This window comes from Aestuariimicrobium sp. G57 (assembly GCF_050110855.1).
GTDB lineage: Bacteria > Actinomycetota > Actinomycetes > Propionibacteriales > Propionibacteriaceae > Aestuariimicrobium.
The window spans coordinates 714,488-735,391 of sequence record NZ_JBNINW010000001.1; the positions used below are offsets into that span (position 1 = coordinate 714,488).

16 protein-coding genes are annotated in these 20,904 nt (G+C 68.6%); 9 read left to right on the plus strand and 7 right to left on the minus strand.

Going from position 1 to position 20,904, the window contains the following annotated elements:
* Position 1 precedes the first annotated feature (1 nt).
* From ACQCX5_RS03280 to mraZ, 3 genes are all read right to left on the minus strand, one after another.
* Complete coding sequence (locus ACQCX5_RS03280; protein ID WP_434540541.1) at positions 2-688, minus strand: hypothetical protein; 687 nt, start codon at positions 686-688, stop codon at positions 2-4.
* Positions 685-1,728: a 16S rRNA (cytosine(1402)-N(4))-methyltransferase RsmH gene (gene rsmH / locus ACQCX5_RS03285; protein ID WP_434540542.1), complete on the minus strand. Its 1,044-nt coding sequence runs from the start codon at positions 1,726-1,728 to the stop codon at positions 685-687. Before rsmH ends, ACQCX5_RS03280 begins: the two co-directional genes overlap by 4 nt.
* Before the next feature lie 190 nt (positions 1,729-1,918).
* Positions 1,919-2,344 (minus strand): division/cell wall cluster transcriptional repressor MraZ, encoded by a 426-nt coding sequence (gene mraZ / locus ACQCX5_RS03290; protein WP_434540543.1) that lies wholly within the window; start codon positions 2,342-2,344, stop codon positions 1,919-1,921.
* Between the two features lie 316 nt (positions 2,345-2,660).
* Between mraZ and ACQCX5_RS03295 the strand changes: the two genes are divergently transcribed.
* From ACQCX5_RS03295 to ACQCX5_RS03310, 4 genes are all read left to right on the plus strand, one after another.
* The gene (locus ACQCX5_RS03295; RefSeq protein WP_434540725.1) at positions 2,661-3,581 is read left to right on the plus strand and encodes an AAA family ATPase; all 921 of its coding nucleotides are present in this window, start codon (positions 2,661-2,663) and stop codon (positions 3,579-3,581) included.
* Complete coding sequence (locus tag ACQCX5_RS03300) at positions 3,581-4,846, plus strand: DUF58 domain-containing protein (RefSeq protein ID WP_434540544.1); 1,266 nt, start codon at positions 3,581-3,583, stop codon at positions 4,844-4,846. Before ACQCX5_RS03295 ends, ACQCX5_RS03300 begins: the two co-directional genes overlap by 1 nt.
* A 40-nt stretch (positions 4,847-4,886) precedes the next feature.
* Positions 4,887-7,100, plus strand: coding sequence for a transglutaminaseTgpA domain-containing protein (locus tag ACQCX5_RS03305; protein ID WP_434540545.1), 2,214 nt, complete (start codon positions 4,887-4,889; stop codon positions 7,098-7,100).
* A gap of 134 nt (positions 7,101-7,234) precedes the next feature.
* The gene (locus tag ACQCX5_RS03310; protein ID WP_434540546.1) at positions 7,235-7,633 is read left to right on the plus strand and encodes a DUF3040 domain-containing protein; all 399 of its coding nucleotides are present in this window, start codon (positions 7,235-7,237) and stop codon (positions 7,631-7,633) included.
* A 22-nt stretch (positions 7,634-7,655) separates the two neighbouring features.
* On the opposite strand, the gene dinB is transcribed toward ACQCX5_RS03310, so the two are convergent.
* From dinB to ACQCX5_RS03330, 4 genes are read right to left on the minus strand one after another with little or no spacing between them, the layout of a single operon-like run.
* Positions 7,656-8,813 (minus strand): DNA polymerase IV, encoded by a 1,158-nt coding sequence (gene dinB, locus ACQCX5_RS03315; RefSeq protein ID WP_434540547.1) that lies wholly within the window; start codon positions 8,811-8,813, stop codon positions 7,656-7,658.
* A complete protein-coding gene (locus ACQCX5_RS03320; RefSeq protein ID WP_434540548.1) occupies positions 8,810-12,739 on the minus strand; it encodes a DNA polymerase III subunit alpha in 3,930 nt (1,309 codons plus the stop codon). The genes dinB and ACQCX5_RS03320 overlap by 4 nt, the downstream gene beginning before the upstream one ends.
* 10 nt (positions 12,740-12,749) lie before the next feature.
* A complete protein-coding gene (locus tag ACQCX5_RS03325) occupies positions 12,750-13,166 on the minus strand; it encodes an SAV_6107 family HEPN domain-containing protein (RefSeq protein WP_434540549.1) in 417 nt (138 codons plus the stop codon).
* Positions 13,166-13,492, minus strand: coding sequence for a DUF6504 family protein (locus ACQCX5_RS03330; RefSeq protein WP_434540550.1), 327 nt, complete (start codon positions 13,490-13,492; stop codon positions 13,166-13,168). The genes ACQCX5_RS03325 and ACQCX5_RS03330 overlap by 1 nt, the downstream gene beginning before the upstream one ends.
* Before the next feature lie 279 nt (positions 13,493-13,771).
* On the opposite strand from ACQCX5_RS03330, the gene ACQCX5_RS03335 reads away from it, so the two are divergent.
* From ACQCX5_RS03335 to ACQCX5_RS03355, 5 genes are all read left to right on the plus strand, one after another.
* Positions 13,772-14,761, plus strand: coding sequence for a LacI family DNA-binding transcriptional regulator (locus ACQCX5_RS03335; RefSeq protein ID WP_434540551.1), 990 nt, complete (start codon positions 13,772-13,774; stop codon positions 14,759-14,761).
* Positions 14,762-14,825: 64 nt separating this feature from the next.
* Positions 14,826-16,088 carry an ABC transporter substrate-binding protein gene (locus ACQCX5_RS03340; protein ID WP_434540552.1) on the plus strand — a complete coding sequence of 421 codons (1,263 nt, stop codon included), beginning with the start codon at positions 14,826-14,828 and terminating at the stop codon, positions 16,086-16,088.
* 11 nt (positions 16,089-16,099) lie between these two features.
* Positions 16,100-17,008 (plus strand): carbohydrate ABC transporter permease, encoded by a 909-nt coding sequence (locus ACQCX5_RS03345; RefSeq protein WP_434540553.1) that lies wholly within the window; start codon positions 16,100-16,102, stop codon positions 17,006-17,008.
* Positions 17,008-17,871 (plus strand): carbohydrate ABC transporter permease, encoded by an 864-nt coding sequence (locus ACQCX5_RS03350; protein ID WP_434540554.1) that lies wholly within the window; start codon positions 17,008-17,010, stop codon positions 17,869-17,871. The genes ACQCX5_RS03345 and ACQCX5_RS03350 overlap by 1 nt, the downstream gene beginning before the upstream one ends.
* A 20-nt stretch (positions 17,872-17,891) precedes the next feature.
* A complete protein-coding gene (locus ACQCX5_RS03355; protein WP_434540555.1) occupies positions 17,892-20,897 on the plus strand; it encodes a glycoside hydrolase family 2 TIM barrel-domain containing protein in 3,006 nt (1,001 codons plus the stop codon).
* Positions 20,898-20,904 lie beyond the last annotated feature (7 nt).

A 20,904-nucleotide genomic window follows, 5' to 3' on the forward strand; every position in this document is an offset into this window, starting at 1 on the left:
ATCAGTTTCCTCCGGTCGGCTTCGTGCTGGGTGCGGTGCTCTGCTGCTTCTGGGCGTCCTGCTGCTTCTGTGCGTCCTGCTGCTTCTTCGCCGTGGCCTCGTCGGCCGCCTTCTTCGCCGCGGCGTCCTCTGCCGCCTTCTTCTTCGCAGCAGCCTGCTCGGCCTTCAGCTTGTCTTCGGCGGCCTTCTTCGCCGCGGCGTCGGCCTTTGCCTTGACGACCGCGAGCCGCGCGGCTTCCTGTTGCTGCACCTGCTGCTGCCACGTCAAGTAGACCTGATCGGGCAGTTCCTTGCCGGTCACCTTCGTCGGCGTGCCGAGGATCTTGCCTTCGGGCAGCACGATGAACGCCGGCTGCGGGTTGGGCCGCATGCCCAACTCGTAGGCCTTGGCCTGCAGGCTGGCCGGTGAGCGCAGGTTGTCGACCTCGGCCTGGGTCTGGGCCTGCTTGTGCGACAGGTTGGCCGCCTCTCGCTGCAGCCCGGCCAGCTCGGTCGCCTGCGTCTGGATCTGGGTGTTGACCACGACCAGCCCACCCATGCCAACGGCCAGCAGTGCCACCAGGGCAAGCAGGAAGGGGAACCGGGACACCTTGCGGGGCGCGGCCTCGATGAGGCTGAGCCTGCGCCGTGCCCTGTCGGCACGCGTGGCGATGCGGGCGAGCGGTTCAAGTGCTTGGACGGCGCTCATGCTTGCTCCCTGATTCGTTCGATCACACGCAGCCGGGCAGAGGCGGCGCGGGGGTTGTCGGCGATCTCGGCTTCAGTGGGTTTGTCGGCACCCCGGGTCACCAGCTCGAAGCGGGCGAGCAGGTGGTCGGGCACCACCGGCAGGTGTGGTGGTGCCTGGTCGCTGCTGGCCTCGCGGAAGAGGTCCTTGACCCGTCGGTCCTCGAGCGAGTGGTAGGCCAGCACGGCGAGGCGTCCACCGACGGCCAGCGCGTCGAGCGCGGCCGGCAGCACGCCGTCCAGGGCAGCGAGCTCACCGTTCACCTCGATGCGCAGGGCCTGGAAGGACTTCTTGGCCGGGTGCCCGGTGGACTTGGCCCGCACGGCGGCCGGAATCGCTGCCGTGATCACCTCGACCAGACGGCCGGACCTCTCGAACGGCTGCTGCTCGCGTGCGGCGACGATGCGCTGGGCGATGCGGTCGGCAAACTTCTCCTCGCCGTAGGTGCGCAGCACGCGGGCGAGGTCCTTGACCGGATAGGTGTTGACCACATCGGCCGCGGTCATGCCGGCGTCCTGACCCATGCGCATGTCGAGCGGCGCATCGACGGAATAGGCGAAGCCACGTTCGGTGTGGTCGATCTGCAGGGACGAGAGGCCGAGGTCGAGCAGCATCGAGTCAACCCGGGCGACGCCCAGCCCGGCCAGCACCTGCGAGAGTTCTGAATAGACGGCCCGCACGAGCGTGACCCTGTCGCCGAAGCGCGCCAGCCGGGCGGCGGCGAGTTCGAGTGCCTGCGGGTCCCGGTCGATACCGATGACCTGGACACCGGGAAAACGGTCGAGAACTGCCTCGATGTGCCCGCCCATACCGGTGGTGCCGTCCACGTGGATGCGGGTGCGCCCTGCACCTTCAAGCGCAGGCGCGAGCATGGCGAGGATGCGGTCACGCATGACGGGCACGTGCGCCGCTGAGGCGCGGGCTGCGAGGTCCTGAGATGGGTCGGTCAACTGCGCTGGGTCGGTCGTGCCCTGCGGCACCACCTCGTCCTCGCTGGCCATTCGCCCTCCAGTAGTCCCTGCGTCGCGGTCCTCGTAGTTCGTGTGTCCGTAGTTCGTGTGCCCGTGGCTCGTGGTTCCGGTCCGGCGTCCCGGGAAGTGATGACCTGGCACCGGGGAAGGTGTGCCAGGGCATCGGACACCGGGCCGAAGCCGCGAGCCACGGACGATGTCCGTGAGTTGGTCCCGCCCCTCAGAGCGGGAAGATCTCTTCGTTGATGTCGGCGAATGCTGCCTCTTGTTCAGCGGAGTAGGCCTCCCAGGCCGCCTTGTCCCAGACCTCCACCCGGTCGATGGCGCCGACCACCGCGAGTTCCACGTCGAGCGAGGCGTACTCCCGCAGCTTCGGGGGGATCGTCAATCTCCCCTGGCTGTCGGGCGTCTCGTCCGATGCCGAGGACGCCAGCATGCGCTGGATGGCCCGGTTGCGGGCCACGGTGCCGGGCGCCGCCAACACTTCGGCGGCCTTCCGCTCGAAGACGGCCTTGGGATAGATGGCCAGGCAGCGTTCCTGCTGCATCGTGACCACCAGCCCCTCGGCCAGCTCCTCGCGGAACTTGGCGGGAAGGAAGAACCGGCCCTTGGCGTCGAGCTTGGGGTTGTAGGTGTTCAGGAACATGTCCCGCCCCTCCCCCAGAGCTCTTCTGAAGCGCCGATCCGCTCCACTGCGCTCCACTGTACGCCACTTTGCTCCACTTTGGCCATCATTCGAGGCGTTTCACGTGTGGTGCGCGCGGAATCCCGCCCCGGCCAGGAGCACGACAAGTAGCCGGTTGTCTCGCGGCAGGTTGATCCCGCCCACTAGGCTCGGTTCTGGCATCTACCGCGCTTGGCACTGCCGGGCGTCCCTGCCTGTCCTGAACCCGAAGGCTTGAAGGAGAACCACCGTGACGGTCGCGCCCGAAGCACCCGCCGTGCACCAAGTCGTCTCGACCATGCAGAAGGTCCGCGAGGCGATCGAGCATGTCATCGAGGGCAAGACCGCCCAGATCGACCTGGCCCTGGTCGTGCTGCTGGCCGAGGGACACCTGCTGGTGGAGGATGTGCCCGGTGTGGGCAAGACGATGCTGGCCCGGGCGATGGGTCGCGCCCTCGACTGCACCGTGCGCCGCCTGCAGTTCACGCCCGACCTGCTGCCCAGCGACATCACCGGAGTCAGCATCTACAACCAGGTCACCCACGAGTTCGAGTTCAAGCCCGGCGGCATCTTCGCCAACATCGTGGTCGGCGACGAGATCAACCGCGCCTCACCCAAGACGCAGTCCGCGCTGCTCGAGGCCATGGCCGAGCGCCAGGTCAGCTCCGACGGCATCACGCATGAACTCGAGCGACCCTTCATGGTCATCGCCACACAGAACCCGATCGAGATGGAGGGCACCTACCCGCTGCCCGAGGCCCAGCGTGACCGCTTCATGGCCCGCATCGAGATGGGTTACCCCACCCGACGCGCAGAACTCGACATGCTCGACCACCACGGCGCCAAGGAGCCGCTGTCCGAGGTCGAACCGGTGGCCGGCAAGCATGACATCGTGGGGCTCATCAAGATCTGTCGCGAGGTCTATGTGGCCGAGGCAGTCAAGGACTACATCGTCGACGTGGTCGCGAGCACCCGCCGCAGCCAGGACCTGAGGCTCGGCGCCTCCCCGCGTTCCAGCCTTGCACTGCTGCGCGCCGTCCGCGCCCGTGCCGCGATGCAGGGCCGCGACTACGCCATTCCCGAAGACGTCCAGACACTGGCGATCCCGGTGCTGGCCCACCGACTGTTGCCCTCGACCGCCTCGCAGTTGGGCGGTCGCTCGGTGCACGAGATCTTGCAGGACCTGATCGCGTCGGTGGAGATCCCTGACCACCGCTGATGAGCGCACCCTGGAAACTACTCACCGGGCGCGGATGGGCACTGTTCCTCTCCGGCGTCGCGGGGACGATCGCGGCCATCGCGTATGGACAACGTGATGTGCTCTGGGTGGCCTTCGTGCTGCTGTTGCTGCCCGTGGTAGGCCTGGTCGCCGTCAGCCGCAGCGGCCTGCGCCTGAAGGCCGAACGCCGCGTCGACCCCTCGCGGGGCGTGCTGGGCCAACAGCTGACCGGCACACTGTCACTGACGAACAAGGGCTCATTCCCCCTCGCCGTGCTGAAGTTCGAGGAGTCACTGCCCCGCGAGCTCGGCCGTCGTGCGCGATTCACGATGCACACCGTGCGCGGCACCTGGCGGCGCACCGTGCACTACCCCATGTACGGCTCGGCGCGCGGCCGCTACACGGTGGGCCCCTTGCTGGTGCGTGCCAGCGACCCGTTCGGCCTGGCCCGTCTCGACCGACGATTCAGTTCGACCCAGCAGGTGCTGGTGACCCCGCGAGTCGTGCCGCTCGGCGTGATGGCAACAGCCCCCGGCTCAGGCCAGACCGGCGACAGCACCCCCCGCCGCATCGGGCTGGTCGGGCAGGACGACGTCCTCATCCGGGAGTACCGCGATGGCGACGACGTCCGGCGCATTCATTGGCGCTCGACGGCCCGCAGGGGCGAGATCATGGTGCGCCGCGAGGAACAGTCATGGGACCCCTCGCTCACCCTGCTGCTCGACTCACGCATCCAGGCCCACGTCGGCACCGGGCCCGACAGTTCATTCGAGTGGGCTGTCTCTGCTGTCGCGTCAGTGGCCCGGCACATGCAGCGGGCCGACTACACCCTGCGCATCATCGATGCCGCCGGGCTGCTGATTGACACCAGCGGGCTCGACCCTGCGTCCGCAGAAGACGGTGTGGTGCTCGCACTCACCGATGCTGCGCTCACCCCCGGCGACCCCGACCTGCAGTTGGCGACCGACGTCGTCAACGCGGGCAGGTCGGGCGAGATGCTCATCGCAGTCATGGGACGACTGACCCGCCGTGACGTGCAGGCCATGAACTCGATGCGACAGAGCCGGTCGCAGGGTCTGGCCATGGTGCTGGACGTCGATGCCTACGTGGCCCGGCGTTTCCGCGCCACCCCTGAACAGATGGACGAGCACGAGGAGTGCGTCGCAGCGCTTGCAGCCGCCAACTGGCGCGTCGTGCCGGTGCGCCCGCCCATGGACGTCGACCAGGCCTGGCACCAGCTTGACCAGATCGGGGCGTCACTGTGACCCACTCCCCCGCACACCGAGCCGGCTCGGAGGTTGACGCATGACCCGAATCCTTCGCCCCACGGACCTGATGGCTGCAGCCGTGGCCGTGGCGATGATCCTCGCCAGTCTGTCGCTGCTTGAACTGACCACCGACCGGCGTTACCTGGCCATCGGCGTGCCGGTGATCATCGCGCTGATGCTGATCTCTGCGGTGTCGCGTCGTTTCCGGATGCCCTCGCCGCTGATCCACCTGTGGCAGTTCGTCGCGCTGGTCGGGGCCGGCATCGGCCTGGGCGTCAACGCCACTCCCGGCGGGGGCAACATCCTCGTCCAGTTCTGGCAGGCGCTGCTCGACGGTGTGCTGCACATCCAGACCCAGATGGCCCCGATGGACCCCAGCGCGGGCACGTCCCTCATCTTCGTGCTGCTGATCGGGCTGGTGACGATCATCGCCGACATGCTGGTGCTGAGCCTCGACACCCCCGCCTGGATCATCGCGCCGCTGCTCACCCTGTACCTGATCCCGGCGCTGGCGCTGGACCAGCAGGTGAGCTGGCGATCGTTCCTGTTCCTGGCCATCGGGCTGCTGATCGTGCTCGCCACCGACACGGCCCTGGGCCTGTCGGGGTGGACCCGCAACTTGAAACGTGACGACGCCGACAAGGACCACACGTCGGCCGGGGTGTGGGGCATGGCCTCGATCGTCGGTGTGCCAGTGCTCGTGATGGCGCTGCTGCTGGGCAATGTCGTGCCCACGATGGGCACCCTTGACCTCAACTCCCGACGCCCGCGCGGTGTCGGACCGATCCAGATGCAGGACCCGACCATCGAACTGCACCGCAACCTGGCCCAGCAGTCCGAGCAGGTCGTCATCCGGTACAGCACCGATGCGGCCGACGGCCAGTACCTGCGCCTGGCGAGCCTGTCGGTCATGGACCGCGATTCCTGGAAGCTCACCGCAGTCGACCTGCAGAACGGCGACCTGCCCGAGCCGCCGGGCCTGGGCACTTCGGTGGTCGAGACGACCACAAACATCGAGGTGGGCGACTTCGGCAGCCAGTACCTGCCCTCCCCCTATGCGCCGCGCAGGCATGATGCCCCCGGCCAGTGGGCCTACGACCCGGTCACGATGATGATCCTGTCGACCGAGGGCAACAATCCCGACGCCACCCGCAACATCTCGTACTCGGTCACCAGCGTGGTCACCGATCCCAACCCGAGCATCTTCAACAACGCCCAGCCCGGCAACCCGCCCGACGATGGCCTGACCAAGCAGGTGCCCGCAGACGTGCCCCAGGAGATCGTCGACCTGACCGCCCAGGTAACCGCCGACGCCGAGACGCCGGTGCTGAAGGCTGCGGCGATCCAGGCCTACCTGCGCGACCCGCGTCGATTCACCTATTCGACCGACGCCCCTGCTGGTGACGGCTTCGACGTGATCAAGAACTTCCTGCTGACCGACCGCTCGGGCTACTGCATCCACTTCGCCTCGGCGATGGCACTGATGGCCCGCATCTCGGGCATCCCCGCCCGGGTGGCGGTCGGCTTCCTGCCGGGCACCAAGAACGGGGATGTCTGGCAGGTGCGCGGCAAGGAAATGCACGCCTGGCCAGAACTGTTCTTCGAGGGGTTCGGCTGGGTGCGTTTCGAGCCCACTGCCGGCGTGGCGAATGCGCCGGCCTGGACCGTCGTCCAGGGCAACCAGCCCAGCGAGACCCCCTCGCCGAGCGCTTCGGACAGCAGCACCCCTTCGGCGGCCTCGCCGTCGACCTCGGGTGCGGACACGCCGACGGCCACCCAGACCGAGATTGCCGTCGACGTGGTCTCGAGCAATGCCTTCCCGTGGCGGCAGGTGCTGATTGGCTTCGGGATCGCCCTCGTGGTGCTTGGCCTGCTTTTCGCCCCGATGATCGCCCGCACGGTCATCAGGCGCAGGCGGCTCGGGTTCACCGGCCCGGTCGCCGACCAGGTCGAGGCGCTGTGGGCCGAGGTGCGCGACACCGTGCGCGACGCAGGCACCAGGTGGCCGGGGGGTGCCCCCCGCGAGAAGGCGGCGGCGCTCGCCGGGACGTGGGACGAACCTGCGGGCGAGGCGATCACCCGCATCGCCGAGACCGTCGAGGCAAACCGCTACAGCCGCGGGCTGCCAGTGCTGCCGGAGCAGTTCGGCAAGGACGTCAGCTATGTGACCAAGGACGTCCTGGCGCACCTCACCACCTCCCAGGGCCTGCGGGCAAAGCTCTTCCCGGCCTCGTTGTTCCACCGGGGCTGACGGGTTTGCCAAGTGCTGGCAGGATGGGCACCATTCGTGACCTCGTCCCCCTGCCAACCCGGGCTGTTCGGGTGCTCCGTGGGCGAACTACACTGGATCACACAGCAGAACCCCGTCAGCAGTTGGAGGCAATCATGGCCCTGTCCGAGGAGGAACAGCGCCGGCTCGAGGCCCTCGAGGCCCTGCTCGCCGAAGATGACCCCAAGCTGGCCAACACGCTGAGGGGCACCAGTTCGCACTCGGTCAACGGCAAGCGGCTCGCCGTTGCGGCCATTGGCAGCATCGTCGGCATTGCGTTGCTCGTCGCCGGCATGCAGTGGCACTGGTCGATCAGCGTCGTCGGCTTCCTGGTCATGTTCGGGTCGACGGCCTGGATGGTGATGGGACGTCGCGGGTCGTCCCCCGATGACGATGACGACCGTACCCACAAGCCGGGGCCCTACACGCCGAGCAGTTCGCACCACACGTCGTCATCGGCGTTCATGGACAAGCTCGAGGAGCGCTGGCGCCGCCGCCAGGACGAGGGCCACTGACCCGTTCAGCCACTGGCCCAGTTCACCTCGTGAGGCTCCCCCGTCGCACGGCATCGGGGCCGAACCTGGCAATGGCGGCATCCGCCGCCATCTCTGCCTCGCGCATGCCCCGTTCCGGTGCGTCCAGCGTGAACTGCTGGTAGGCCTCGTCGCGGTCGATCAGCGACTCGACCCGGATGCCCACCCGGCGGATGCGGCCACGCTGCAGGTGCAACTTGTTCCAGCAGCGCAGTGCCGCGGCATAGACCTCGTCGGTGACATCGGTCGGGCTGGGCAGGCTCGTCGTCCGGGTGATGGTGGTGAAGTCCGAGAACCGCAGTGACAGCGTCACCCCCCGCCCCAGCACCTGGGCCTGCCGCATGCGCGAGGTGGTGCGGGCCGCCATGCGCAGCAGTTCGGTGCGCACCACCTGCGGGTCGTCGGTGTCACGGCTGAAGGTTTCCTGTGCCCCGATGCTGCGTTCGCTGGGGGCACCGGCCACCTCGCGGGAGTCACGACCCCAGGCCAGCTCGTGCAGCCAGCGCCCCTGGTGGTTGCCCATGGCCCGCTGCAGCGTGTCACGGGGCAGGTGTGCCAGCTGACCGATCGTGGTCAGTCCGAGGTGGTGCAGCTTGGTGGCAGTCGCGTCACCCACACCCCAGATGCGCTCGACCGGCAGTGGGTGCAGGAAGGCGGTGACCTGGTCGGGCAGCACCTGGAACAGCCCGTCGGGCTTGTTCTGGGTCGAGGCCAGCTTGGCCAGGAACTTGTTGGGGGCGATGCCGACCGAACAGGTGATGCGTTGTTCGTCGGCGACCTGTGCCTTGATGCGCTGGGCCACGTCGAGGGGGGTGCCCAGTCGACGCCGCGAACCGGTGATGTCGAGGAATGCCTCGTCGATCGACAATGCCTCGACCTGCCCGGTGATGGACCGGAAGACCGCGAAGACACCATCGCTGACATCGGAATAGGTGTCCATGTCGGGCGGCACCGGCACCCCTTCGGGGCACAGCCGACGCGCACGCGAACTGGACATGCCCGACCTGACCCCGAACGCGCGGGCCTCGTAGTTGGCCGAGAGCACCACGCCGCGCTCGGCGCCCCCCACCCACATGGGACGCCCCCGCAGGTCGGGTCGCCGCGCCAGTTCGACGGATGCATAGAACGCGTCCATGTCGACGTGCAGGATGACGCGGTTCATCTGCCTGAACTCCCGGGGCTGGAATGCCACAGCTTGCGAGGCGCCTGGTTGGCGGGCGACCCGGCGGGCTTGGTGTCTGCATAGGGCGACTGCTTGTAGCCGCTCGGGTGCACCAGCACCCGGCGCGGGCCCATGCCCCCGGCGCGGGAATGCTGCTGGGCATCACCCTGCTGGGCGGACTCGGCGAGTTGGCCACCCCGCAGGCGTGCCGCCGCACCCCGCGGCGCCTCGACCGGGCGCGGTGCGGCATTGATGATCTCGAGCACTGCGGCGGTCGCCGCCCGCCGGTCCCCGTCGGCATCGACCGACTGCTTCCAGATCTCGAACAACACCTGCAGGTCCCAGGCACCGGTGGCACGCAGCGACAGCCCGCGGGGGCCTGTGCGCCGGATCAGTCCGCGCACCACCAGCAGCCAACCCGAGAACACGGTGTGGGCATAGGCGCCCTGGGCGTCCTCGAAGAACGTGGCATCAACGGGACCGGTGGCATCGTCGAGTGTCAGGAAGACCACCCTTCGTCCCGAACGGACGGGCGGGGTCTGGGTGGCGACCTTGACCCCGGCGACCAGCACCTCGGACTGGTTGCGCAGCCCATGCAGGTCGCGCGACCGGTTGATGCCCAGGTCGTCGAGGAAGGCACGGTAGAAATCGATGATGTGCTCACTGGTGTCGACGCCGAGGATGTCGAGTTCACTGGCGAGCCGTTCGGTGCGGGTCATCTCGGGCAGGCCGCTGGCCCGCACATCGGCCGGCACGGAGTCGCTGTCGGCGTGGTCGGTGTCGGTGTGCTCGGTGTCCTCGTCCACAGGTTGCCCGGGTTCGCTGAAGTCGAGCGCCAGCTGGATGCCGGCGAAACCCTCGGCCACCCGCGCGGGCACCACCTCGCCGACGGCCTGGCGCCGGGCGCGTTCGCGCACGCCCTGACTGTCGACGCTGTCGGCGCCGTGCCCCGCGGGCTGGCGTCTGCCGGACGACGACGAGCGCACCAGTCCCCTGGCCCGGGCGGCGGTGCGGTTCTCGACCACCTGCAGCCGACGCAGGTCGGCCACGGCCAGCAGCAGGTCGCGGCGGGTGACCTGGCCCTCACGCAGCACCGTCACGTCGCTGCCCACCCGGTACAACTCGTCGAAGCCACCGGCCATCACCAGCCGTTCGACCACGGGCGCCTCGACCCCGGCGCGGGTCCAGAAGTCGGTGAGCGAGCTGTAGGGCTGCCCCGCCTCGATGCGCAGCACCTCGGCCAGGCTGATGCCCTTCACCTCGGCCAGCGCGGTGCGCAACCCGTGGGCCGAGTCATCGGGCAGCCCCTGCGGGTCGAGCACCGTGGTCGGCACCGGGGTGGCGGCCCGCTCGGCGTGCCGGCTGACCGGGGGATGCCAGTCGGGTTCGTGCAGGCATTCGACCCGCCAGGTGGCGCCGCTGCGGTTGACATCGAGGCCGAGCAACGGCACCTGCATGCGCCGCGCCTCTTCGACGATGAGCCGTTTGGGGTACATGCCCGGGTCATGGGTGAGCAGGCCCGCCACGAAATGGGCCGGGTAGTGCCGCTTGAGCCATGCCGACTGGTAGGTCGGCAGGGCGAAGGCCGCGGCGTGGGCCTTGCAGAACCCGAACGAGGCGAACGAGGCCAGCACATACCAGACCCGGTCGACCACCTCGGCCGGATACCCCCGTTCGCGGGCGATCGGGATGAACCAGTCCTGCACGTCGCGCTGCCCGGCGACATCACCCAGTGCCCGGCGCACCTCATCGGCCTGGGCGAGGCTGCAGCCGGTCATCACCGCCACCATCTTGATGATCTGTTCGTGGAAGACCACCACCCCACCCGTCTCGGCCAGCACCGGTTCGAGGTCGGGGTGCAAGTACTGTGGCCGGTTCCACCCCTGCCGGGCGTTGAGGAACGGCACCACCATGTCGGACTTCACCGGCCCCGGGCGGAACAGCGAGATGTCGATGATGATGTCGGTGAAGTCGCTGGGCCCGAACTTGCCCACCAGTTCGCGCTGGCCCGGCGACTCGATCTGGAAGCAGCCCAGCGTCGCGGCGTGGGCGATCATGTCGTAGGTGTCGGGGTCGTCGAACGGGCCGAGTGCGTCGACCGGTGGCGGCTCGTGGCCGGTGCGCCCGATTTCGTCCATGCAGTGGGCGATGGCCGACTGCATGCGGATGCCGAGCACGTCGAGCTTGAGCAGCCCGATGTCCTCGACGTCGTCCTTGTCGAACTGGCTCATCGGGAACCCGCCGAAGCTGGCCTCGACCGGGGTGCGATCGCCCAGGGTGGCGTCGCTGAGCAGGATGCCGCAGGGGTGCAGCGCCACGTGCCGCGGCAGTCCGTCAAGTGACTCGACCAGTTCGAAGAACACGTCGAGGCGGCGTTCGGCCAGCCCTGCGGCGCGCAGTTCGGGCAGGTCGCGCATCGCCTGGCGGGCGTCCTTCGCGCGGATGTGCGGGAACGCCTTGGCGATGGCATCGACTTCGGCCGGTGCCATGCTCAGGGCATTGCCGACATCGCGCACGGCATGCCTGACCCGGTAGGTCTCGAGCATCGCCACGCACGCCACCCGTTCACCGCCGAAGACGTCGAGCACCTTGTCATACACCTCGGTGCGGCGGGCCGACTCGACGTCGAGGTCGATGTCGGGCAGGGCCCGACGCAGGGGTGACAGGAAGCGTTCCATGACCAGGCCGTGGGCCAACGGGTCGACCCCCGAGACACCCAGCAGGTGGTTGACCAGGCTGCCGGCCCCCGAGCCGCGGGCCGCGCAGCGGATGCCCAGGTCACGCACCAGGCCCACCACGTCGGCGACAGTCAGGAAGTAGGACGCGAACCCGAGGTGGTCGATGACCCCCAGTTCTTCGTCGAGCCGTTGCCGGACAGCGTCGAGGTGCCCCGGCCCGTACCGGTCGGGGATGCCGGCCTCGCAGCGCTGCTTGAGCACCGACATGGCCGAAGCGGCCGTGGTGCCGAGCACATCGAATTCGGGCAGGTGGACCTCACCCAGCCCGATGTCGGCACGCGGGTCGAGCTGGCAGCGCAGCGCCAGCATGCGGGTTTCGGCGATCAGGCGTTCGGCCCCGTCACGTCCACCGCGGCGACCGGACCTGTCGGCCACCTGCTCGGCGATGTCAATCATCTGCTTGCCGGGCTTGAGCCAGCCCTCGGCATTGCGGCGGTCGACATTGCGCAGGTCGAGCGGCACCAGTCGGCGGGCAGCATCGAGCACGTCGAGGGTGGGTGCCTGGTGGCGGTGGGCCATCCGCACCTGGTTGGTCAGCACCGCCCCGACCTGGTGCTCGTCGGCCAGCGCCACCATCGCACCGGCATGGTTGGCCGAATGGGGTCCGTGCCCCTTGACCTGGTGGTTGGACGCCGCAAGCACGACCTGTTCGGGGCCCAGCGCGTCGACCCAGCGCCGCAATTGTGCCGCGGCCCGCAGCCGGTCACCGTCGGCCACCGCGGTGCCCACGGGTGAGTCGGCACCGAGCATCACCACGAGGTCACCATCGGCGCCGTGTTCGGCGATCAGTTCGAGGCTGCTCACCGGGTCACCGCGGCGGCCAGCGAGGTGGGTGGCTGTGGTGAGGTGGCACAGGCCGGCCCAGCCCTTGCGCGACGTGGCCAGCACCACCACCCGCGGCAGCCGGGGGTCGCGCAGTTCGCCACCCTTGGCGGCACTGGCCCGGCGTTCGGGGGCCCGCTGCCAGGGGTCGGGGACGGCGAGGTCGACGCCGAGTACCGGGGCCACCCCGTGACGCAGGCAGGCCTTGGCGAACCGGATGGCACCATAGAGCCCGTCGCGATCAGTCAGCGCCAGCGTGTCCATGCCATGGTCGGCGGCCGCGGCCACCAGGTCACCGGGGTGTGAGGCACCGTGCTGCAGGGAATAGCCCGAGGCCACCCGCAGGTGCACGAAAGGATCGCTCATCGAGGACCACTCATCCCGCCGACCTGCCCTGCCCCGCGTCGAACCCCTTGCCGCCCTCGAACCGCTGCGCCCAGTCGATCACTGCCTCGCAGAACCCGTCGGCATCGCGCAACAGGTCGTCGGCCTCACGGTCGCTGACCTGCAACCGACCTGCGGCGATCGAACGCCGCCGCGACTGGGTGGCGGCGAAATAGGCCGCCCACTCCCCCAGCGCCGGCACCGTGCTGGCCAGCAGCGGCCACGGGTCACCCAGGTCGACGGGGATGCGTCGTCCGGTGCGGGCCAGCACCGCGGCATCGGCGGCCAGCGCCACCGCATACTGCGCCTGCAGGTAGCGTTCGGCCGGCGCATCGCACAGCAATGCCTCGATCACCAGGGTGCGGGCATGGCGCACATCGGGCACCCAGACCGGTTCTGCGGCGTTCATCAGTCCACCACCCCACGCAGTTGCCATGCCGCCCGCGAGGGGGCATGGGCCAGTTCATAGATACCGCGGCTGCCGGGCATGCCGTTGGCCGCCTCGACACGCCACACGTTCACCTCACCGATCAGGTCGTCACCGCCTGCCTCGTCAAGGACCTCGACCTGTTCGCCGCGGGCGGCGCGCACCGGCGCACTGGTCCACCACGAACCCGTCTCGATCCAGTGGCCCTCAACCGCCAGCACCCGCCACAACGCCCCGCGCCAGATGAACCTGCTGGGTGCCTCGTCGCGGTCACAGCTGACCTCGACGGGATCATCATGTCTGCGCATGCTCACAGCCCTCCCCGAACTGATGCGAGAGCCCGGTGCGGACAGGGGTCGAAGCCGTCCGCACCGGGCCGTCCCGGTGGTGTTCCCGCAAGCCTTCCCCTGACTCGCGAGAGTTCTTTCATTCGAACATCTGTTCGAACATCTTCACTATAACCCCACCCCCAAGTCCGCCGTCAAGCCCCGATTTGGCCACCCCCCTTGGCAGACCCCCGGGCCGTCAGGTACTCTCGAATTGGGAGCGCTCCCAATCACCATGAAGAAGGATCAGGAGGCGCAACGATGCACCGCCCCACACTCGAAGACGTCGCCCGCGCCGCCGGGGTCGGCCGCGGCACCGTGTCGCGCGTCCTCAACGGCGGCTCGGTCTCGGCCCGCACCCGGGCCAAGGTTGAGGCCGCCATCATCGAATGCGGCTACGAGGCCAACGTCCATGCACGCTCACTCGCTTCAGGGCGCAACAACGTCTATGCCGCCGTGCTCACCCAGCCCTACGGCGAACTGTTCGAAGACCCGACGTTCGGCAACATGCTGGCGGGGCTGTCCTCGGCCCTCACCGGCACCGAGATCGGCCTGTCGCTGCTGATTGCGACCAACGAGGACGAGCGCGAGCGGGCGATCCGCCACCTCGACCCGGGGCGCGTGGACGGCGTGGTGCACCTCACGCCCCACATCGATGACCCGATCCTCGCCTCGCTCAACCCCGACCTGCCCACCGTGCTCTGCGATGTCATCGACATCTCGCGCCCGAACCTGTGGGCCGTGCACGCCGATGACGTGCTCGGTGGCCGGTTGGGCGCGCAGCACCTGGTCACCCAAGGTGCCCGCACGATCGCCATCATCGCCGGCCCGGACGACGCCCCCTCGGCCAGGGGCCGCCTGGACGGCCACCGCGAGGCCCTCGGCAACCTGTTCCGCCCAGACCTCGTCATCGCCTCGCCCTGGGGCAGCGAGGGCGGCGCGAGCGCCATGGCCGCGCTGCTGGCCCGCGAACCCGGCATCGATGCCGTGCTGTGCGCCTCTGACCGCCAGGCCATCGGGGCCATGACGGTGCTGGCGACGCAGGGACGACGTGTGCCCGACGATGTGCGGGTCGTGGGCTTCGACGACCAGGCCATCGCCGCCCGCACCCAACCCGCCCTCACGACCGTGCGCCAGCCCATCACCGAGGTCGGGGCCGAGGCCGGGCGCCTGCTGCACCGCGTGCTGGCGGGCGAGGCCGCCGCATCGATCCTGCTGCCCACAGAACTGGTCGTCCGGGCATCTGCCTGAACGTCGAGACCTCAACACACCAACCTGCCGCACCCACCACCACACACCACGAAAGGAGAACCACATGCACGAGGCCCTGGCCCCCGTCACCAGACGCACCGCCCTGCTCGGCACCCTCGGGATCGGCGCCGTCGCCGCCCTCGCAGGCTGCTCAGCAACCTCCGCACCCGCGGGCGCCGTGTCCGTCGGTTCCTATGAATCCGATGCCATCCCCCGCACGTCGATGCGCACCATGATGGACAACTTCCCCGGCGGCACCGTCGACATCAACGTGCTCGACCACGAGACGTTCAAGTCGAGCATCAACAACTACCTGCAGGGCAACCCGAACGACGTGTTCACCTGGTTCGCCGGCTACCGCGCCCGCTACTTTGCCGAGCGCGGCCTGGTCGCCAACCTCGACGACGTCTGGGCGAACCTCGACGGCATGCCCGCATCGATGCGCGCCTCGTCGGCCGGCAAGGACGGCGGCATGATCTTCCTGCCCAGCACCTGGTACCCCTGGGCGGTCTTCTACAAGCCGAGCCTGTGGGCCAAGCAGGGCTGGACCCCGCCAACCACGCTCGACGAATGGGTCAGCCTCAACGAACAGATCAAGGTTGCGGGCATCACCCCCATCGGCATGGCCGACCTCGAGGGTTGGGAAGCCATGGGCACGTTCGACATGCTCAACCTGCGCGTCAACGGCTACGACTACCACGTCTCGCTGATGGCAGGCGAAGAGGCCTGGGACGGCGACAAGGCCCGGGCAGTGTTCCGCGCCTGGGACGAGCTGATGCCCTTCCAGCAGGCCGACCCGCTGGGCCGCGCCTGGCAGGAGGCCGCCCAGGGACTGCTGCAGGAGAAGACCGCCATGTACACCATGGGCATGTTCATCGACCAGCAGTGGCAGACCAGCCAGACCCCGGACGACCTGGACTTCTTCATGTTCCCGGAATTCGACAAGGCCATCGGCGCCGACATCGTCGAGGCACCCGTGGACGGCTTCATGATGGCCGCCAGGCCGAAGAACCCGGACATGGCCAGGCAGCTGATGACCTACCTCGGTTCGCCCGGGGCGATCAACATCCTGCTGGCGGGTGACCCATCCAAGATCGGCGCCAACGAGCGCTCCAACCAGTCCGCCTATTCACGGCTGCAGCGCAAGGCGGTCGAAGAGATCGGCAAGGCGAAGAACCTGACGCACTTCCTCGACCGCGACACCCGTCCGGACTTCGCCACCACGGTGCTCAACCCGGCCTTCCAGGCCTACCTGCGCACCCCGGGGGACATCGACTCGATCCTCCGTTCCGTCCAACGTCAAAAGCGCTCGATCTTCGGGTTCTAGGAGGTACCACGATGGCCAAGTCAACAAAGCCGTTGGTGGCCCCCAACGACGCGAGAAAACTCAATGGTCGCGACCGCACCACGCTGGTGCTGATGGCCGCGATCCCCCTGCTGCTGGTCGGGCTGCTGATCTGGGTGCCCGCTCTGGCCACCCTTGGCCTGTCGTTCACCAACTGGGACGGCATCGGCAGCGTCACCGACGCGAAGTTCGTCGGCGTGCAGAACTATGTCGACGCCATGACGATCTATCCGGCCTTCTGGCCGGCGATCTGGCACAACGTGGTGTGGCTGCTCGGGCTGTTCCTGGTCTTCACCCCGCTGGGCATGTTCCTGGCGGTGCTGCTCGACAAAGAACTGCGCGGCACCAAGTTCTACCAGACCGCCTACTACCTGCCGGTGGTGCTGTCTGCTGCCCTGATCGGTTTCATCTGGCAGCTGATGTACTCCCGTGACCAGGGCTTCATCAACGCGGTGCTGGGCACCTCCATCGACTGGTACGGCGACCCGAACATCAACCTGTATGCGGCGATCATCGCGAACGGCTGGCGCCACACGGGCTACATCATGCTGCTCTACCTCGCCGGCCTGAAGGGCATTGACGTGAGCCTGCGTGAGGCGGCCGCGCTCGACGGCGCCTCTGAGGCGCGCACCTTCTTCAGGGTGATCTTCCCCGCGATGCGCACCACCAATGTGCTGCTGCTGGTGATCACGTTCATCGAGGGCCTGCGCGCCTTCGACATCGTCTGGATCATCAACCGCGGCCGCAACGGCCTGGAACTGATCTCGACGCTGGTCACCCAGAACGTCGCGGGCGAGGCCAGCCGCATCGGCTTCGGGTCGGCGCTGGCGACGATCATGCTGCTGTTGAGTTCGATCTTCATCATTTTCCAGGTGCGACTGCAGATCAAGGGGGATCAGTGATGGTTGCCAACGAGTCAAAGTTCAAGCGTGGCCTGACCATCGCGTTCCTGCTGGTCACGTCACTGATGTGGCTGTTCCCGCTGTTGTGGGCAGTCTTCAACTCCTTCCGTGACTACGGCTACACCCTCGAACACGGGTACTTCTCGTTCGGCGGGTTCACCTTCGACAACTGGAAGAACGCGTGGATCCAGGGCGGGTTCTCGCACAGCTTCCTCAACTCGGCCGTCATCACCATCGTCGCGGTGCTGCTGACCCTGGCGCTGTCGACCTGCATGGCGTTCGTGCTGGCCCGGTACAGTTTCAAGTTCAACGTCGCGCTGCTGGTCTTCTTCATGGCCGCGAACCTGCTGCCCCCGCAGTCGTTGCTGGTGCCGGTCTACCGCATCTTCCGTGCGGTGCCGCTGCCCACGTGGCTGGCCGAATCGGGGTCGCTGCTCGACACCTACGGCGGCGTGATCCTGATCAACGTGGCCTTCCAGACCGGCTTTTGCACGTTCGTGCTCAGCAATTACATGAAGGCGATCCCGTACGCGATCTATGAGTCGGCTGAGGTCGACGGGGCCAGTGTGTGGACGCAGTTCCGCACCCTGACGCTGCCGCTGTGCCGCACGCCGCTGGCGGCCCTGGCCACCCTGCAGACCGCGTGGATCTACAACGAGTTCTTCTGGGCCACGGTGCTGATGCAGTCCGGCGACAAGTTCCCGGTCACCAGCTCGTTGAACAACTTGCGGGGCACGTTCTTCACCGACTACAACCTGCTGAGTGCGGGTTCGCTGCTCGCAGCGCTGCCCATCCTGGTGGTCTTCTTCGTCCTCCAGCGCCACTTCGTCTCAGGGATGACCCTGGGCGCCGTCAAGGGCTGACCCCAGCCAGAGAGCGATCCATGCACGAGATCACTTCGTTCGCCCCCGGCTCGGGCCGGCGGGTGGGCCCGAGGTCCTACCTGCCCTCCACCGCCGCCCGGTACAGTCTGGACGGCGTGTGGGGGTTCAGGTGGGCCCCCACCGCGACCACGTCCCACAATGACGTCGCCGCCCCGGACTTCGACGACAGCGGCTTCGACGAGATCACGGTGCCGTCGCACTGGGTACTTGAAGGTGGCGACGAGGGCAGGTACGGCCACCCCGCCTACCTCAACGTCCAGTACCCCTTCCCCGTCGACGTGCCGCACGTGCCCGACGCGAACCCGACCGGCGACTACCGTCGCCGGTTCACCCTGCCCGACGGGTTTGTGCCGGACGGTGGGCGGGTGCACCTGCGCACACTGGGCATCGAGTCGCTCGCCGTCATCAGCCTCAACGGTGTCGAGGTCGGCGTCGTCCGCGGGTCGCGACTGGCGCAGGAACTGGACGTCACCGACGCGCTGGTGCCCGGTGAGAACGTGCTGCACGTGCGCGTGCACCAGTGGTCGGCGGCGTCCTACCTTGAAGACCAGGACCAGTGGTGGCTGCCGGGCATCTTCCGCGAGGTCGAACTCGTGGCCCGGCCGGCCCACGGCATCGAGGATGTCTGGCTCGACGCCGACTTCGACCCCGACACCCGGGAGGGCTCGATCACCCCCGAGCTGCGCGGTGCCACCTTCCCCGTGAGGATCGAGATCCCCGAGCTGGGTGTGCACCACGTCATCGCCTCGGCCGACGATGCCACCCCATTCCCCGTCGGTGTCGTCGAGCCGTGGTCTGCCGACCTGCCGCGCCTCTACGACGCCACCATCTCGAACAGCACCGAGACCATCACTCTGCGGCTCGGCTTCCGTCGCGTCGAGGTTGTCGGGCACGAATGGCGGGTGAACGGCACCAAGTTGCGCATCCGTGGCACGAACCGCCATGACTTCCACCCCGACAAGGGCCGGGTCTTCGACATCGACGATGCCCGCGCGCAGCTGCTGCTGATGAAGCAGCACAACATCAATGCGATCCGCACGTCGCATGCCCCCTGCCACCCGGCACTGCTCGACCTGACCGATGAGCTCGGCTTCTGGGTGATGCTCGAGAATGACCTGGAGACCCACGGTTTCGAGCTGTGTGACTGGCGCGACAACCCCTCGGACGACCCGCGCTGGCGCTCTGCCCTGCTCGACCGCATCGAGCGCACGTTCGAGCGGGACAAGAACCACGCCTCGATCGTGTGCTGGTCGCTGGGCAACGAGGCCGGACGAGGCGCCAACCTGGCGGCCATGGCGGCCTGGCTGCGCCGGCGCGACCCCCATCGCCCGGTGCACTACGAAGCCGACTTCGACGGCACCCACACCGACCTCGTGTCGCGCATGTACGTGAGCGTCGAACAGATGCAGCTGATGTCGGCCGGCACGGGCGACGCGCTGGCCTCACCCGGGCGCGCTGCCGTGCTCGCCCAGCGACCGATGATCCTGTGCGAGTACGTGCATGCGATGGGCAACGGCCCGGGCGGCATCACCGAGTACGAAGAGGCGTTCGACTCGCTGCCCCAGTGGCACGGCGGATTCCTGTGGGAATGGCGTGACCACGGCCTGCGCACCCGGACGAGCGAGGGCCACGAATACTTCGCCTACGGCGGCGACTTCGGCGAACCGGTGCACGACGGCAGCTTCATCTGCGACGGCATGGTGCTGCCCGACGGCCGCCCCACCCCCGGGCTGGCCGAGTTCAAGGCCGTGACCACCCCCATCAAGCTCACGATCGATGCGGGCCGGCTGGTCATCGCGAACCGTCGTCATGATGGCGACACGGGCGACCTGCGCTTCGTGCTCGTCGACGAGGACGCCGGCACCCCGGTGCAGCAGCTCATGCTCGACGTGCCGGCCGTGCCTGCCGGCGGGCAGGTCGCCATCGAGCTGCCACCGGCCCCCGGCTCGACCGGTGAACTGTGGCGCACGGTGCGGGCCGAGCTTGCCGCCGACGCGCCGTGGGCACCCGAGGGACATGAGGTGTCCTTCGTCCAGGCGTGTCTGAGCACCCCACGGCACAGCACGGCACCCACCCCACAGCGGGCACCTGCCGGCGTGGCGGTCGTCCGCGATGGTGACACGCTCATCCTCGGCCCGGCACGGTTCAACCCGCAGACCGGTGACCTGCTGGCCCTGGCCGGCCTGCCGATCGGCGGGCCTCGCCTGACCCTGTGGCGGGCGCCCATCGAGAACGATTTCGGCCGGGCATCGCCGTCGTACCTCGATGTCTGCCCCGCCGACAGCGCCGGGCTGGGTGCCCCCGGCCCCTCGACCGCGCAGCGTTGGCTCGATGCAGGCCTCGACCGGTTGCAGCGACGGGTCGTCGCCGTCGATGCCGCCGACGACGCGCTGGTCGTGCGGCACCGCTATGCCGCCGCGGGCATGGCCCCGGCGGTCGACGTGACGCTGCGTTACCAGCTGGACGGGTCGTGGCTCACGCTCGAGGCCGATGCGGCGCCGACCATCGGTTGGCGCGGGGTGTGGGCCAGGCTCGGGCTCCACTTCACCTTGCCCACCTCGGGCGCGACCGCGGAGTGGTTCGGCACCGGGCCGCTCGAGAACTACCCCGATTCGGCGCGTGCGGCACGGGTCGGCAGGTTCGCCATGGCGATCGACGACCTCGTCGTCGACTACTCGGTGCCCCAGGAAAGTGGGCACCGGGCGGGGCTGCGTGACCTGCGCGTACCCGAGCTGGGCCTGCAGGTCGAGGCGCTGCCAGTCGCCGGCGAACGCCCGGGGTTCACCCTGCGCAGGCATGACGAACACGAGGTCGCGGCCGCCGGGCACCCGCACGAACTGCCGGAGCCATCGGCGCTGCACCTGACCCTCGACGTGGCCCAGCACGGGTTGGGCAGCCGGGCCTGCGGCCCCGATGTGCTGCCGGCGCACCAGCTGCGTCCCCGGGCCGGGGCCTGGAGCCTGCGGCTGCGCCACGAGGACGGACACGACGGACACCACGACTGAAGCACCG

Bases quoted from the DNA above. Each gene is read 5' to 3' on its own strand.
- ACQCX5_RS03340 (WP_434540552.1), top strand. From the start codon at position 14,826: ATGCACGAGGCCCTGGCCCCCGTCACCAGACGCACCGCCCTGCTCGGC.
- dinB (WP_434540547.1), bottom strand. From the start codon at position 8,813: ATGAACCGCGTCATCCTGCACGTCGACATGGACGCGTTCTATGCATCC.
- ACQCX5_RS03305 (WP_434540545.1), top strand. From the start codon at position 4,887: ATGACCCGAATCCTTCGCCCCACGGACCTGATGGCTGCAGCCGTGGCC.
- ACQCX5_RS03345 (WP_434540553.1), top strand. From the start codon at position 16,100: ATGGCCAAGTCAACAAAGCCGTTGGTGGCCCCCAACGACGCGAGAAAA.
- mraZ (WP_434540543.1), bottom strand. From the start codon at position 2,344: ATGTTCCTGAACACCTACAACCCCAAGCTCGACGCCAAGGGCCGGTTC.
- ACQCX5_RS03330 (WP_434540550.1), bottom strand. From the start codon at position 13,492: ATGCGCAGACATGATGATCCCGTCGAGGTCAGCTGTGACCGCGACGAG.
- ACQCX5_RS03350 (WP_434540554.1), top strand. From the start codon at position 17,008: ATGGTTGCCAACGAGTCAAAGTTCAAGCGTGGCCTGACCATCGCGTTC.
- ACQCX5_RS03335 (WP_434540551.1), top strand. From the start codon at position 13,772: ATGCACCGCCCCACACTCGAAGACGTCGCCCGCGCCGCCGGGGTCGGC.
- ACQCX5_RS03355 (WP_434540555.1), top strand. From the start codon at position 17,892: ATGCACGAGATCACTTCGTTCGCCCCCGGCTCGGGCCGGCGGGTGGGC.
- ACQCX5_RS03320 (WP_434540548.1), bottom strand. From the start codon at position 12,739: ATGAGCGATCCTTTCGTGCACCTGCGGGTGGCCTCGGGCTATTCCCTG.
- ACQCX5_RS03310 (WP_434540546.1), top strand. From the start codon at position 7,235: ATGGCCCTGTCCGAGGAGGAACAGCGCCGGCTCGAGGCCCTCGAGGCC.
- ACQCX5_RS03280 (WP_434540541.1), bottom strand. From the start codon at position 688: ATGAGCGCCGTCCAAGCACTTGAACCGCTCGCCCGCATCGCCACGCGT.
- ACQCX5_RS03325 (WP_434540549.1), bottom strand. From the start codon at position 13,166: ATGAACGCCGCAGAACCGGTCTGGGTGCCCGATGTGCGCCATGCCCGC.
- rsmH (WP_434540542.1), bottom strand. From the start codon at position 1,728: ATGGCCAGCGAGGACGAGGTGGTGCCGCAGGGCACGACCGACCCAGCG.
- ACQCX5_RS03300 (WP_434540544.1), top strand. From the start codon at position 3,581: ATGAGCGCACCCTGGAAACTACTCACCGGGCGCGGATGGGCACTGTTC.
- ACQCX5_RS03295 (WP_434540725.1), top strand. From the start codon at position 2,661: ATGCAGAAGGTCCGCGAGGCGATCGAGCATGTCATCGAGGGCAAGACC.